Here is a 14661-nt window from a genome sequence, read left to right on the forward strand (position 1 = left end):
TCGGCTTTATCTCGAAGCGGGCGACGACACAGCCGAAGGCGGTGCAGGAGCGGACCTGATCCTCGGCGAGGGCGGCAACGACCTGCTTCGCGGCGGCCTGGGCGACGACATCCTCGATGGTGGCGCAGGTGACGACACCATCGATGGTGGCGACGGCGATGACCAGGCCTTCGGTGGCGCGGGCGACGACTACCTCATCGGCGGTGCGGGACAGGATGTCCTCAATGGTGGCGCAGGCAGCGACACGATCGATGGCGGCGCCGGAGCGGATCTTCTGATCGCAGGCGAGGAGGACGATTCAGGCACCAGGAATCTGCTTCGCGGCGGGGCGGGTGAGGACATCCTGGTCGGCTTCGCCGGCGCCGACACCCTGGACGGAGGCAGCGACAACGATACGCTGTACGCCGGTGGCGGCAATGACTTGCTGATCGGCGGGTCCGGCAACGATCTGATGAATGGTGAGGCCGGCAACGACACATTGATCGGCGGTGCCGGGGCGGACACGATGATTGGCGGGGACGGAATCGATACGGCCGATTATTCCGCCTCCACTGGAGTCGTCGTGGCGCTGGACGGTTCGGTGGCCGGCACCTCGGACGCGGCAGGGGATCTTTTCGCGTCCGTCGAAAATCTGGTCGGCTCCGCCACTGGCGCAGACCACTTGATTGGCGATGCTGGAAACAACCGCCTGGACGGCCTTGCTGGCAACGATACGCTGAATGGGGGGCTCGGTTCCGACACCATGGTGGGCGGCACTGGCAACGACCTGTATATTGTCGATCAGTCCGATGATGTCGTGATTGAGGCGGCCGGCCAAGGGATCGACACGGTACGCACTTCCATCAGCTACAGGCTGGGGGCGAATCTGGAGAATTTGATGGCCGCGGATGGTGCCACCGCCGGACTGACGTTGACCGGCAACGCGCTCGGCAACCTCATCACCGGAGGCAGGGGCCACGAGGTGATCAGGGGCGGCGGCGGAAATGACTGGCTCTCCGGCTCCGATGGCAATGACAACCTGGTCGGCGGTGCTGGCGACGACACCCTGGCCGGGGGGAGGGGGCACGATCGCCTTACAGGCAACCAGGGCAGGGATTCCTTCCTCTTCGATACCATGCCGAGCAGCAGCGCCAATCTCGACCGGGTCGTCGATTTTTCTGCGGCGGAGGACATGGTGCTCCTGAAGAATGCGATCTACCTCGGCCTCGGTGCGGCCGACGGCGCCTTGGCCGCGCACGCCTTCCATGCGGCGGGAGGCGCAACAACGGGCGCGGACGCCAGCCACCGGATCGTCTATGATAACAGCACCGGCCGGCTCTTCTACGATGCGGATGGGCTGGGCGGCACGCCCTCCGTCAACTTCGCCTTGATTGAGAACAAGGCAATCATCACAGCCGAAAATTTTGCTATAATTTAGTTACGAAGTGGGCGCGCAAGACGCCATTTCTGCAGCATGGCTTGTCACGAGAGATGGAACTCATCTCCCGCCAAATTCCTGAAAAATTAGTATGGTAGTCCCAGGCGGCTGCCACGCAGGCCACGGAACGCATGCGCATTGTAAAGCTGGTAAAAACGCACTTTGCAGAGGCTGTTTTCATGTCAGTCCCATAATGGGGCGATACATTTGAGTCTCTGTCCTAGATCATGTTGAGTCCGGGGAAGTGTTTTTGATTCCATGTCCGAATTCCCGATTCGCTGGAGCGTCTGATGTGGACCGCTGAAAACCGCGCCCGCTATGACCGCAATAAGGTGCGCTATCCCCGCGATCTGACGGAGGCCGAGTGGGAACTCGCCCGGTGTGAGATTCCGCACGCAAGCGGGGCGGGAACAAGCGCACGATGGATGAGCGCGAGGTGCTAAACCGATTGATGTATGTGCCGGGCACCGGCTGTCCGTGGCGGGCGATCCCGAAGGACTTCCGCCGGACAGAACGCTCAACTTCTTCTTCCGGCGTTGGCAGCACGACGGCCGAGAGGATGAATCGTGATCGCCTTGTTGAACCGCTGCCAACGGTTCAACAAGGACTGGGAGTGCATCAACCCGAAACGCCCTGGCATTCCTCCGCTGGGCGCCAGTTCGCTCGATGCTGCCAAGGCTCTGACAAAACTACAGCATGATCTTGAACGGACTTCGAGGCGCAGGATGATTTTGCTTTTCCGAAAGCTCGCTCGACCATGGAAGCGTATTGATTGGGATAAGCCCTGGCGGCACTCTGGGTATTTTTCACGCCGCACAATCATACTGATTTTGATTGGAGGGCCAGCGGCGGCCTGGATCGCAGTTGTTCTCGGAGCGATATGGATTCATCAGTAGATTTTTTGGCAGGCGCTGGTCAGGACACACTGCCCGAACCAGAAGGTGACAGTTGCGATGAGGGTGATCGCGCTATAGAAGGATGCCCGGCTCGACCTCGTCGCCCAGCGGGTGGATCTTGCGTTGTGCAGGGCGCCTCGGATCGAGGGCGACGCAGAATGGTCTTCTGGGGTTTGGCGGCGGTGGTTTGGAGGTCGGAGAACGCAACGAGCCTGGAAATCGCGCTCCAGAGGCCGAAAGTCTCCGAAGCTCGGGGTAGCGTGATTTTTTCCTAAAGCCTAACATTGCCTAATTTGAACGAATTCGTTCGGGCCCGGGTCAAGGCTTTTCAGCAGTACGACCCCATACCGGCCGGGTCAAAACCGCCGTCGAGGCCGAGCGCGATGGCGACGCTTTCCTTCACGTTCGGCATTTTCTCGCGCGACAGGCCGATCAGTTCCGCCACACCCGTCAAGCGTTCCTTCAGCACCGCCGCACCTGCGGTCTTCAGCGCTGCGTCAGCACCACCGCACTCGCCACGCCAACGTTGGCCGCCGCTCGCGCTGGGATATCGATGATGCTACCCAAATGCGAAAACGCTGCTGCCCTAACGAAGGTTGCCGATCTCCCGCAGCTTGTGGTCCGGTAGCAGCTCCGCCTTGACGCGAGCTGCCGACGGTCAGGGCGACAACCTCCACCGTGCCGGCCACTGCACGGCCGGGGATGTCGCTGGCGGCGCGCATCACGCGGACGCGGGGCGCGCCGTCGGCGTTGATCGAGCCGGCCGTCACGGGCTAGCCGGGTCACGAGTAACGGAGATGCTCACCCCGCTCGCCGGGCTTTCGTCGAGCGTCGAGCTACCTTCCTCAATTGTGCCGTCGCAGGGCACGCGGCCGCCGAGGCTTATCAGCACCAGGTTGCCGACGAAAAGACGGTCGACAGGGATCAGCGACCGCTTGTACCGAGTCGCACGTCCTCCGCCAGGGCGACCCGCGGAAATCCGCGGGAGGGAATGCGCCGACATCCGGCATGCGCGCCTCAGCGCGCGTCGCGCCGCCTCCGGCGTAGGAGGGTTGGAGCGACCAGGACCACCGCGGCAAGCGCGAGGAAGCTCGCGGAAATAGGCTCCGTGATGAAGATCGTCGGGCTGCCGTACCCGATGAGCAGCGCCTGGCGCACCGCGCGCTCGAACATTGGCCCGAGCACATAGGCCAGAAGCAGCGGCGCGGGTTCGAAGCCCGCCTTGTGCAGCACCCAGCCCAGCACACCGAAGGCCGCCATCATCAGGACGTCGATCGCGTTGTTGTTCAGGCTGAAGGCGCCGACCACGCAGAACATCAGGATCAGCGGCAGCAGCACCCGCTGCGGCACGCGCAGCATGGCGACGAACAATGGCAGCAGCGGCACGTTCAGGATCACCAGCATCGCATTGCCCACCAGCATGCTGGCCACCACACCCCAGAACAGGTCGGGACGCGTGGCGATCAGCCCGGGGCCGACCGGTATGCCATGGATCAGCAGCGCCCCCAGGATCACGCCGAGCACCACGTTGGAAGGAATGCCAAGCGAGAGCAGCGGCACGAAGGTGGATTGCGCGGCGGCGTTGTTCGCTGTCTCCGGCCCGGCGACGCCCTCGATCGCGCCATGTCCGAAGCGCTCCGGTGTGCGCGAGATACGCTTCTCCATCACGTAGGAGGCGAAGGAGGCAAGCATGGCACCGCCGCCCGGCAGCAGGCCCAGGAAGAAGCCCAGCACCGTGCCGCGCCCGATCGGGCCGGCGCTGGCGCGCCAATCGGCGCGCGACGGCAGCAGGTCGCGGATGCCGCGCGGCTGGGCACGGAAGCTGCCGCCACGAACCTCGCGCTCGACAAGAACAAGGACCTGGCCGACGCCGAACAGGCCCATCGCCAGCGTCACGATGGACACGCCATCCTCCAGGTACATCAAGCCGAAAGTGTAGCGCTCCGACCCGCCCATCATGTCGCGCCCGACGGTGCTGGCAAGGAAGCCGAGGCCGATCATCACCAGCGCACGCGGCAGCGACTGCTCGGTGGAGACCTGCGTGATCAGCACGATGCCCAGCAGCATCAGCGCCGCATACTCCGCCGGCCCGAAGCGGTTCGCGATGTCCGCCACGGCGGGGCCCACGGCGGCGATGCCGAAGGCCGTCGCGATGCCGGCGATGAAGGATCCGAAGGCGGAAATGCCCAGGGCCGGGCCCGCCCGCCCGAGCCGCGCCATCGCGTGGCCATCCATGCAGGTGACGATGGAGGCGGCCTCGCCCGGGATGCGGAACAGGATCGCGGTGATCGAGCCGCCATACATTGCGCCGTAGTAGATTCCCGCTAGCATGATGATCGAGCCGGTGGGATCGAGCCGGAAGGTTACCGGCAGCAACAGCGAGATCGTCGCCGTTGGGCCGAGGCCCGGCAGCACGCCGACCGCGGTGCCGACAAACACCCCGATCAGGCAGTAGATCAGGTTCGCGGGCTCGGTCGCGACCACCAGCCCCTGGAGCAAGCCGCTGAACATCTCCATGCCGGTCAGAACCAGGACGGGCCGGGCAGGGGAACCTCCAACATGCGGACGAACAGCAGTTCGGTCGCCGCCACCGCGCCCGCGGCGACGGCCAGGGAACCCGGCACCCCGACGCCGCCCACCAGGGTCAGCGCGAACAGCGCGAGGCCGCTGGCGGCGGCATAGCCGATCGGCTGGAACAGCAGGCCCCACGCCACGACGATCACCATCGTCGCGGCGAGCCGCAGCGGCGTCGGCCTGCCTTCCTCATCCGCGTCCCTCAAGGCCGGCGCGGAAATTGGCGCCGGTTGGCGGAGCTCCGCTACGACCGCGACGGCGGCGACGCCGATCAGGCAGCACGCCATAAGCGGGAATAGACCGGGCCCCGGCTCGCCATCGCTCCACAGCCCGTACTGCCCCGACCGGATGGCCGCGGCGGCGGTGACCACCACCGTCACCGTGAGAACGGCCCAGCCCGCCGCGCGGCTCAAGGCATCTGCCGCAGCGCGTCACCAATGGCGGCATAGTCGCGCAGCGCGTCGGCGCGGAAGGTCTCGCCGGGCGCGAAGCTCGGGATCATTTTGAGGCGTGCGATCAGGTCGCGCATGCGCTGGGCCTCAGTCGCCTCGCGCACCAGGGTCTCCCAGCGCTGGGCGATCGCCGGGGGCAGGTTCGGCGGTCCGCCGACGCCGTAGAAGATGGCCGGGCTGACCGGATAGCCGAGTTCGCGGAAGGTCGGCGCATCCGGGGCGACCGGCAGGCGCTGCGGCCCGGTTTCGGCGAGGATGCGAATCTCGCCCGCGTCGTACAGAACCGCGTAGTCACTCTGCGCAACCATGTCGATGTGGCGGCCGCGGAAGGCGGTGATCGCTTCCGGCCCGCTGTTGAAGGGCACATGCACGGCGCGCACGCCCTCCTGGCGGAACGCCATCTCGATCACGACGTGGGCGCCACCGCGCGCGGCGACGGCAGTGTAGCGTAGCCGGCCGGGATTGGCGCGCGCCCAGGCGATCATGTCCTGGTAGGTGCGCCAAGGACTGTCTGTGGCGACCGCAATCGGCTGCGGCGCGAGCAGGTAGCGCGCGATGAAGGTCAGGTCGCGCGTCGGGTCGTAGCCTGCATTGCTGACCGCGTGCGGGCGCACGAGCACCGGGCTCGCCGTCAGCGCGCCAAGCGTATAACCATCGGGCGTCGCCCGCGCGAGTTGCAGCGTCATCAGTCCGCCGCCCGCACCGGGCCGGTTCTCCACCAGAACGCGCTGGCCGAGCTTCTCACTCGCGAGGTCGGCGATCAGCCGCATCGTGACATCGGTCGCGCCGCCTGCGGCGAAGGGGACGAGGATGCTCACCGGCCGGGATGGGTAGGTTTGCGCGTAGGCAGGCGCGGCGAGGGCGGCCGTGGCGACGCCGAGCAGGGTGCGGCGCGGTAAGGATGGTCCGGTCATTGCGGTCTCTCCCTTGGCGGCATGGCCGCGGATCAGCTGCGAAACCCAGGGTCGAGGTGGTCGGCGAGGCGGAGGAAGGCCGGCCATTCATGGGCCGAGAGCGGGTAGGCGTGGTTCTTCCAGGTAGTCGTCATCAGATCCGTCACCTGCGCTGTCGGAGGCCGCAGCACCTGGCCCATGGAGCGGACATCGATCTGCACGCGGCACAGGAATTCCAGGTAGTACATGCGGCTGAACGCGGCGCCGACGGTTTCGCCAAGGGTGACGAGGCCGTGGTTGCGCAGCACCAGCACGTTCTTCGGGCCGAGCGCCGCGGTCAGGCGTTCGCCCTCGTCGCGGTCACGAAAGTCGCCCTCGTAGTCGTGATAGGCGACGTCACCATGGAAGCGCATGCCGGTGTGGTTGGCAGTGAGGAAGCCCTCCTCCAGCATGGACACCGCGAGCCCGGCACGGGTGTGCATGTGGATGCTGGATTGCACCTCGGGCCGCGCCCGATACAGCGCGCTGTGCAGCAAAACTGCGAAGCGGCTGATCGGCAGCTCCGGATGCGAGCCGTGCTCCACGACATTCCCGTCGAAATCCACGCGGGCGAGGCTCGATGCGGTGACCTCGTGGAACCAGAGGCCGTGCGGCGCTATGAGGAACTGGTCGGTCGTACCCGGCGCACGCGCGGTGACATGGGAATAGATCAGGTCGTCGAGCCCGTAATGCGCGCAAAGACGGTAGGCGGCGGCGAGATCGGTGCGCACGTCGCCTTCCTGCGCGGGCGTGGCCTCCGGCTGCCGCGCCACCCGGAATTCCTTGTTCATTTGACGCCTCCACCACATCGCGCTGCCTTGCAGTGCCGCAGCGCATACGTATGTGAGAGAGGCTAGAAGTTGGACTTTCACCGCGTCAAGCTTTATCGAGGCAATCGTGCTGCGCCCGATTGCGCCGGCAGGATGTATGCATGGCAGATCGAAAACGGATCCGCGCCGTCACTTCGGTAGACGTCGCCCGCGCCGCCGGCGTATCGCAGTCGGTGGTGTCCCGCGCTTTCTCCCAGGCACCCGGCGTTTCCCCGGCGACGCGGGAGCGCATCGAACAGGCCGCCGCCGAACTCGGTTACCGCCACAACCAATTGGCGCGGGGGCTCATCACGCGGCGCTCCAACCTGCTCGCGCTCGTGGCCGGGGTGCTGTCGAACCCGTTGCACCTGAGCCTAATCCAGACCCTGAGCCGTCTGGCGCAGGCGCGCGGCTACCGCGTGCTGCTGGCGACCGCGCCGGACGGGCACGATATGGATGCGGCAATCGGCGATGTGCTGGCCTACATGCCGGTCGGCATCGTCGCCATGGCCGGCACACCGAGCGCCGCGCAGGTCGGTGAATGCGCGCGGCTTAAGCTACCGCTGATCCTGGTGGGGCGCGATCCGGGGGCGAGCCTGGTCTCATCCGTCTGCTGCGATAATGAAGCCGCGGCGCGGCAGGTTGCGTTCTGCCTGCTCGCCGCCGGCCATCGACGGTTCGCCTTTTTATCGAGCCGCGTGGCCGATACCGCCTTCAGCATGGCGCGCGAGCGCGGCTTCTGTGCCACGGTCGTCTCGGCGGGTTGCCCGGCGCCGATCGTCGTCAATGGCGGCAGCAGCTATGCCGGCGGCTACGCCGCGGCGGACGCGCTGCTGAACGTTGGTAGCCTGCCAGATGCGGTGTTCTGCGCCGGTGACGCGATCGCCTTTGGATTCATGGATGCTGTTCGCCGCGATTTAGGACTTTCCATTCCGGATCGGATCTCGGTTGTCGGCTTCGACGACATGCCGATGGCCTCTTGGGCAAGCTATGAACTCACCAGCGTGCGGCAGCAGGTCGAGGCCATGGCGGACGCGGTCATTGACCTCCTGCTGTCAACGGACGTTCCTGATCTTGGCCGACCAACGAAGCGCCTCGTCCCCGGAGACCTCATCATCCGCCGCTCAGCGCGGCTTGCCCCTCCAGGCGCAGTGGGAGTTTGAACAGGCGAGAATAGAGGCCCTAGCAAATGGGTCCCTCTGTGGATCCGCAGAGCGCGAGGGGGGCGCTGAGCCCCGGAATCAGGTTTCGCCGGAGAGTGGTCCTAGGCACATTTCGGCAATTTGAATGGTTTACATCGGGAAATGACGCATGACTGATGTGCAGAGCACTCAGGCAGCCCCACTTGTGAGGAGCGTTGACACAGCTCAGTGCGTAATATCGCCCCCAAAAGCTCCGATTTTGGATGTTTGTCCTGTTGGCTTGTTCTTACCCCGCGCTTCTACTCTTTATACCCCCACTCGATTTTCTCCCATCTACCCAATCAGTTCATTCTTAATAAGCTAATGAGTTGATAAGACAAAGTAGCGAAATATTAAGATATGCCAGTAGGATAAGCGGTTCGGGGCTGCCCGTTAGATCGCCCCGGGGACCCCCTCTGACGAGACAAGCGCCTTTACGAGACAAAATCTGACCCCTCTCGCGGGAGGAAACAGTTTCTTGTGTCACCAAACTCCTTTCCCGACGCGGGCGGGTCGAAACGCAAAACCCCCGCGACCGGCGGCGGTCACGCCGGCCGAGCAGCGTCGCTCTACCCACTACTGGTCGGGAACAGAGACGAACCGCAAGGTGCGCTCGCGCAAATGCAGCCGCACCGGTTCATCGCAGTCGGTGACCGCGCCGCGCAGATCGAAGCGCTCAGAGCCCGTCACTGGCGATCCACGCCTCTAGCCTCTCGGGGCTGAGCTTCCCCTGGTCGAGCGGGCCGACGCCGCTGGTGTAAATGCGTGTCCGGTTGTCGGGTGGCCCTTCGTCCAGGCTGTCAGGATCGGCGGCGACCAGCGTGCCGAGGCGGAACTGCCCGCGCGCCTGGAAGTCGAGCCTGCGGAGGGCGTGGGAGAGGAGTTTCTCAAGCCGCCCCTTTTCGCCGCCCTCAGCGATTTGGATGCCGCGCATCACCAGCGTCTTGTGCAACGTGCGCAGGCAGATCACGTCGCGTGTCACCAGCGGGTGCGGCGCTTGGTCGAGGAGATCGAGAATGTCCCGGTCAAGCGGATCACGCATCTCCTCGATCACCTGTTGCTTCGTCTCGCTGTCGGGCGCGCGGCCGTTGGCGGCGAGGAAGGCAGGGTGCGGCTCGAACTTCGTCTCAAGCCAACCCTTGAACGCCGGTAGGCTGCGCTCGATGGCCTCGTGGACCTCCGCATAGAACTTCGGATCGTGGGTCAGGAGCCTGTCCACCTGGGCCTTCGTCTGGATGCCTTCGGGCTGCACCAAGAAGAACCGAGTGTCCTTGATGGTGAGCGCGAGCACGTCGGGATGGTTCGTCAGGCCGATGTAGCTCGCGGTGTTGATGACGTTGCGCGTGCCCTCGAACATGAACCTAGGCGACACCATGTCATTCGTTATCATCGGCTTCATACGCTCGATCACCGCCGCCTTCGCGTAGCTGGGCACCCACAACTCTTCGATCACCTTGAGCAGATGCCCGTCCATCCATGAGCCGTCTGTCTTGTCCATCAACACGTTCGGCTGATAGACGCCAACGTTTTCCTGGCCGATGAGCCGCGACGGAATGGTGAAGATCGCCGTCGTTTTGCCGGTGCCTTCCGCCGAGCAGAGGATGATGCAGAAGCTCACGCGCTGCCGCAGGATCACCGTCTTGTGGATGAACGTCAGCACGATGCCAGTGTCCCGCTCCGTGCCGCAGACGCGGCGATAGAGCTTGAGGATCGTGCGAATGTCCTTCTTCTCCTGCTCAGTCCAGGGACCGTGCTTGGAGGGCACGGCGCCGCGTGTGTGGAAGCGGTTGACGTAGCGGATGCCGTTGAGCGAGTAGAGGCGCGGCTTGCGGATACGCGACGGACCTTCACCGTCGCCACCGGCCTCATCGTCTAGCTCGTCGTCGCCTTCGACGCGGTCCTTCTCGGGCTTGTATCCGAGCGCGGCGGCGACGGGCACCTTGTAGCGGTTGATCGCGGTCTGCGATGGTGAGACGGAGGGAATGTCCGCACCCTGCGCAAGTTCTTCCGGCGACATGAAGCGCGAGCCGAACGTCACGTCGAAGTTCTGCAAGTCGTAGAGCAGACCGGTGTGCGCGTCGTAGAACCGCTTGATGTTCGTCACCCACACGAAGGACCGCAGCCACCTTGGCATGGTGGCGATATCGGGATCGCGATATGCGATTTCTTTCGTAGCCGTTCCTTCGCCTAGCGACATACCGGTGATGCGCTTGAAGGCGATGCGATACTGCGACCTTAGCTCGGCACGCGCCGTCGCCGTGTCCACCTGTAGCGAGCGCGCGTCCTCCGCACAGTCCTCCAACTCCGAGCGGTTCTGCCCACGTGCCATGCGCGCGAGCAGCTTCTCGAAGCGGTCCTCGCGCTGCGGCTTCGTCCAGTCTTTCGCCCATTTGATAACGGTGCGGATGGACGTGCGGCTCTCACCGACATTGCTGCCGCGCGCGCTTTCCCAGCGCTCACGCAAGCCTTCTGGATCGTAATGCGGCGTGGAGGCGCACCACTCATCCACCAGTGAGTAGCCGTCCTCGCTGCCGTCCGTATCGTCGTGGACAGCGAAGATGACCTGTAGCCACTTGTCGCGGTCCCACCAGCCGTTGCCGGCCTCGTCCTTTGCCTCTGCCGGCGGCAGCGCGGCGAGGTATCGCTTGATCTGCTCAAGCGACAGGTTAAGCGCGGGGCGCGTGTCAATGTCGAGAACCGGATCGTCGTCGCCCGGCACCGGGATCGTGTCAGTGCCTTCGTTGACACCTTCACCGTCCTTGATGCTCACGGCTTCGCGAAGAATCAGAGAAACAATTTCGTCCAGTGGGTTGAGGTCGTCGGGCGTGCCTTCATAACGCTGGCCGGTGATCGTGACGTAGCGCGTGGCGCGATAGAATATCTCGCCCTTGGCGCCGCCGCTCATCTTGTAGGGCTTGTGGATAGGCTTGTCGGCAAGCCGTGTCGTGAACCTACCAACGATCCGAACACCCTCACCGGAAGGCGTGATCTCGGTATAGCTGTTCGCACGCGTGACGATCCGCTCAGCCCAATCAGCGAGCGTTCCCGTATCCTTGTGGCGACAGTCGTCCAGATCAATCCAGACTTCTTCGCGCGAGGCTGACACCACGAAGCCGACGCCATCTGCGCGGTCTGCGCGCTTTGCGGCAATGGCGGTGGTGAAGTCCGACCAATGACGCGGGTTCTTGTTGCTCGCCTTGCGCTCAGGAAAGCGCGGCTGGAACGGCGGCTTGGTCAGCTTGCCGGTGTTGGTTTTGACCCAACGCCAGATCAGCCAGCCGGGCTTACCCTTGAGGTGGGCAAGCGCCTGCGGAAACGGCGTGCGTTCCTTTACCATTGCGCTCACCGGTCAAGCAATGTGCGGGTGGACTGCAGGCTCTCAACGAAGTGCTGCAGGCTTTCGACCGTGATCAGCGACTTCGCTCCGATCTTCACCAGCGTGAGGTGCCGCTCCGCAATCAGCTGATAGATCTTCGTGCGGCCAACCCCGATCAGGCGGCACGCGGCGTCTATCGGCACGAGAAGTACGTGGTACGGCATGTGTTCGCCGCCACTGGCCAGTCGCTGTCCTGCGTATTGCTTCGGGTGCATATCCATCCTCTTACGTTCGTACTCGCCTACGCAAGGACGGATGTACGCGGACAGCATGGCCCTCCTACAGGTGAAATAAGTATTGCCCCGACCGAGAGTTATTTACCGGGGCGAGTCCGGCAAGCTGCGGGTTCTCTACACCTGGGCCTGACCTTGGCCACGCTGAGCTTGAAAAGCCGGCTGACCTCGAGCTCTGCCGGCTCCCTGTAGACGTCTGACAGGTAGTTACTCAGCTGCTTCTTGAGCGCCTCGAAGCTCGGCACCACCCACACCCGCCTTGCCTCATGATCCTGGAGGCTATCCCGCACCGCCGAGATGCACTCGCTCAGGAACCGGTGCGTAGGACCGCCCGATGCCGAGGGCTCGCGACCGAAAGCGAGGCGGAAATATGCAAGCAGCGGAGGATAGACGAAGAGTTGAAAGTCGCTCATCGGCCGACCGAGCCCGAGGAACGGCTTGGCGTAAGCGTCAATCCACCGCTCCATCTCCTCAACATACTTCGGCGACATCAGAGGCGGTGGATGCCGAGTCTGCGCGCAGTCTGCGATCGTCTCGCGAAAGGCACTGAAGGCCTTTCCAACGCTCCTACCCTGCTCAAGACTGGCCTCAGGCGGCCGCGCGAGCTTCCGGGTCGCCTTGCGCAGCACCCGCGATAGGGTGTCATAGAGGGCACCTTGATGAGGCGCCAGCTCGCGGGGTACATCAAATTGCCTGTTCTTGGTCTTCTCGAAGATGCGGCGCGCTGCGTCACGGCTGATCAACCGCGCACCCGTAGCCGCACCTGCTTCTGGCGGGCCGGCGGCGCCCTCTTGTGCTGGAATCAAGTCTTGCTCCTCGTACGCGCTGCACACTGTGGCTGCATTGGATTGGACGGTATTATCGCTCGGAACTTTTGGAAGGACAGGTGAGGGGACTCATCACGTGACGAGGCGCGCCTCGTTGACCTTCGTCAGCACTCCGCTTATGCCCGCAGCGGCGGGAGAACTCGCCGCCGCGGAGGACAGCGGTGCGGGCGGGCTTGCGTCAGGCTTCTCCTCGGGACGACAGTACTTGGCCCAATCCTCCATGAGCTTGCGCCGTTTGGCGAACAGGTCCCCACGCGCGTAGGCCTGCTCGACACGGTCACCAAGCCGGTGCGCCAATGCCGCTTCCACGACCTCACGGGCATGCGACGTGGTCTCGCCGCACCAATCGCGGAACGTCGAGCGGAAGCCATGTGGCGTGAACGCCCCCTGCCCCATCCGCCGCAGCAGCATTGCCATCGCCATCTCCGACAGCGGTCGCCCCGCTCTTTGGCCCGGGAACACCAACGGATCCCGTTCCTCCGCAGACCGGGTCGCCCAGAGGTCGCTCAGCAACTCAATCGCCGCCAGGGAGAGCGCTACACGGTGTTCCCGCCCGGCCTTCATACGTGTCGCTGGCACTGTCCAGACCGCACCCTGGAGATCGAGTTCCGACCACTTCGCGCCCAGCACTTCGCCCGATCGGGACGCTGTCAGCACGCAAAGCTCGAGCGCTCGAGCCGCTGTTCCGTCTCTAGCACGCAGCGCAACCATGAACGCAGGGAGGTCCTCCCAGGGAAGCGCAGCATGGTGACGTACGGGCCTCACCTTGCTCCGGCTTGGAAACAGCTTGTCGAGGTGGCCTCGCCAGCGGCCCGGGTTCGCCCCCTCACGCCAGCCGTGGGCCGTAGCGAAGTCGAGCACGGCCTCAATTCGGCCCCGCAGTCGGGACGCGGTCTCCGGCTTTTGTAGCCAAAGTGGGCGGAGTGCCGCGACGACGTGGGAGGTCTCTACCGTCGCAACCGGCAGCATGCCGAGATGGGGACCGGCGTACTCCCGGAGCGTCATTGTCCACTGCGCGCGATGCTTGGTGTTCTTCCAGCCGGCTTCGTGGGCGGCGAGGTAGCGTTCCGCGGTCTGGCTAAAGGTGAGTGCCTTGCGCGCTGCCTCCGCAGCGGCGGCCCTCGCCGTCGCCTCGACCGCGCGGTGGTCAAGAGGGTCAGCGCCCGCCGCGATCAGGCGCCGTATGTCGGCAGCCTTGTCCCGGGCCGCGGCAAGGGAGACCGCGTCCGGCCCGCGCGCGGGACCGAGGCCCATATCGCGGCGACGGCCAGCGAAGGTGTAGCGCAGCATCCAGGTCGCGGTGCCAGCGGGCTTGACCACGAGCATCAGCCCTGCACCGTCGACGTGAATGCCCGGCTTGGAAGCCTTCACACCGGCCGCTGTTAGCCCCGCTGCGCGCTTGGGCATCGCTCACACTCCGCTCAAGTAGGGACTACGGATCCGATCCCCACTTCCATCCCCACATAATCGTTGCGAACGACCGCGGATGCAAGCAAGCAGTGGCGAGCCAGAACTCCAATAAATCAATGCACTGGATTGATTGAATGGCTCACGCAGAGGCCTTCGCGGTCACCAAAGGACAGCCACGGATGGGGGTTCGGCGGCCACCCCGTCCGCCAGTTCCCATACGAGCCGTACTCTCCGCCTGACCTAGCACCGCGCTGAGTGGCAGGTTTCCTGGGGTTTTCGGGGCAGACCTGTTGACTGGCCAGACGCGGAGAAGGCCGAAAATCGCTCTCCGCAGGCCAATTCTCTCCAGACCTCCTGACTTGGCCGTTTTAGTACGGAACTCAAAAACCTACGTAAAAGGCCGCTTTCAGCGCGGTCGGCACTTGCCGTGGTTCGAACCCCACTTGCCCGAAATCCGTAGCGAGGCAAGAAGGCGCCCCATCGGGCGTTCAGTCGATCAGGCAGTCAATCAGGCCGACGATGCGTCCCACCCGACGATTGGAGCCCGTCCCCGC

11 protein-coding genes and 1 pseudogene are annotated in these 14661 nt (G+C 64.5%); 3 read left to right on the top strand and 9 right to left on the bottom strand.

Annotated features, from left to right (window positions below; genetic code table 11):
- Together ACFHNC_RS20835 and ACFHNC_RS20840 are read left to right on the top strand one after the other, a co-directional pair.
- Window positions 1–1417 (top strand): calcium-binding protein (locus tag ACFHNC_RS20835; protein WP_437171165.1); only part of this gene is annotated, 1417 nt, incomplete at its 5' end.
- A 406-nt stretch (window positions 1418–1823) separates the two neighbouring features.
- Window positions 1824–2117: pseudogene (locus ACFHNC_RS20840) on the top strand (hypothetical protein); the annotation flags it as partial.
- Between the two features lie 524 nt (window positions 2118–2641).
- Here the strand turns inward: ACFHNC_RS20840 and ACFHNC_RS20845 are convergent.
- From ACFHNC_RS20845 to ACFHNC_RS20865, 5 genes are all read right to left on the bottom strand, one after another.
- Window positions 2642–2782, bottom strand: a complete 141-nt coding sequence (locus ACFHNC_RS20845; RefSeq protein WP_437171166.1) for a hypothetical protein — start codon at window positions 2780–2782, stop codon at window positions 2642–2644.
- A gap of 548 nt (window positions 2783–3330) precedes the next feature.
- The gene (locus tag ACFHNC_RS20850; RefSeq protein WP_437171167.1) at window positions 3331–4830 is read right to left on the bottom strand and encodes a tripartite tricarboxylate transporter permease; all 1500 of its coding nucleotides are present in this window, start codon (window positions 4828–4830) and stop codon (window positions 3331–3333) included.
- Between the two features lie 5 nt (window positions 4831–4835).
- On the bottom strand, window positions 4836–5300 hold the full coding sequence (locus ACFHNC_RS20855; RefSeq protein WP_437171168.1) for a tripartite tricarboxylate transporter TctB family protein: 465 nt from the start codon (window positions 5298–5300) through the stop codon (window positions 4836–4838).
- Window positions 5297–6253, bottom strand: coding sequence for a tripartite tricarboxylate transporter substrate binding protein (locus tag ACFHNC_RS20860; RefSeq protein WP_437171169.1), 957 nt, complete (start codon window positions 6251–6253; stop codon window positions 5297–5299). The genes ACFHNC_RS20855 and ACFHNC_RS20860 overlap by 4 nt, the downstream gene beginning before the upstream one ends.
- Window positions 6254–6285: 32 nt before the next feature.
- Window positions 6286–7062, bottom strand: coding sequence for a class II aldolase/adducin family protein (locus tag ACFHNC_RS20865; RefSeq protein WP_437171170.1), 777 nt, complete (start codon window positions 7060–7062; stop codon window positions 6286–6288).
- Window positions 7063–7202: 140 nt separating this feature from the next.
- Here ACFHNC_RS20865 and ACFHNC_RS20870 point away from each other — a divergent pair, with 140 nt between their 5' ends.
- Entirely contained in the window at window positions 7203–8243 is a 1041-nt protein-coding gene (locus ACFHNC_RS20870) for a LacI family DNA-binding transcriptional regulator (protein ID WP_437171171.1), read from the top strand.
- A 694-nt stretch (window positions 8244–8937) separates the two neighbouring features.
- Here the strand turns inward: ACFHNC_RS20870 and ACFHNC_RS20875 are convergent.
- The 4 genes from ACFHNC_RS20875 to ACFHNC_RS20890 all read right to left on the bottom strand — a co-directional run bounded on the left by ACFHNC_RS20875 (window position 8938) and on the right by ACFHNC_RS20890 (window position 14104).
- Complete coding sequence (locus ACFHNC_RS20875) at window positions 8938–11598, bottom strand: PriCT-2 domain-containing protein (protein ID WP_437171172.1); 2661 nt, start codon at window positions 11596–11598, stop codon at window positions 8938–8940.
- A 5-nt stretch (window positions 11599–11603) separates the two neighbouring features.
- A complete protein-coding gene (locus ACFHNC_RS20880; protein ID WP_437171173.1) occupies window positions 11604–11858 on the bottom strand; it encodes a helix-turn-helix domain-containing protein in 255 nt (84 codons plus the stop codon).
- A 92-nt stretch (window positions 11859–11950) separates the two neighbouring features.
- Window positions 11951–12676, bottom strand: coding sequence for a hypothetical protein (locus ACFHNC_RS20885; protein WP_437171174.1), 726 nt, complete (start codon window positions 12674–12676; stop codon window positions 11951–11953).
- A 93-nt stretch (window positions 12677–12769) separates the two neighbouring features.
- Window positions 12770–14104, bottom strand: a complete 1335-nt coding sequence (locus ACFHNC_RS20890; RefSeq protein WP_437171175.1) for a tyrosine-type recombinase/integrase — start codon at window positions 14102–14104, stop codon at window positions 12770–12772.
- Window positions 14105–14661 lie beyond the last annotated feature (557 nt).

The organism is Falsiroseomonas sp. E2-1-a4 (genome assembly GCF_051433165.1).
Lineage (GTDB): Bacteria > Pseudomonadota > Alphaproteobacteria > Acetobacterales > Acetobacteraceae > Falsiroseomonas.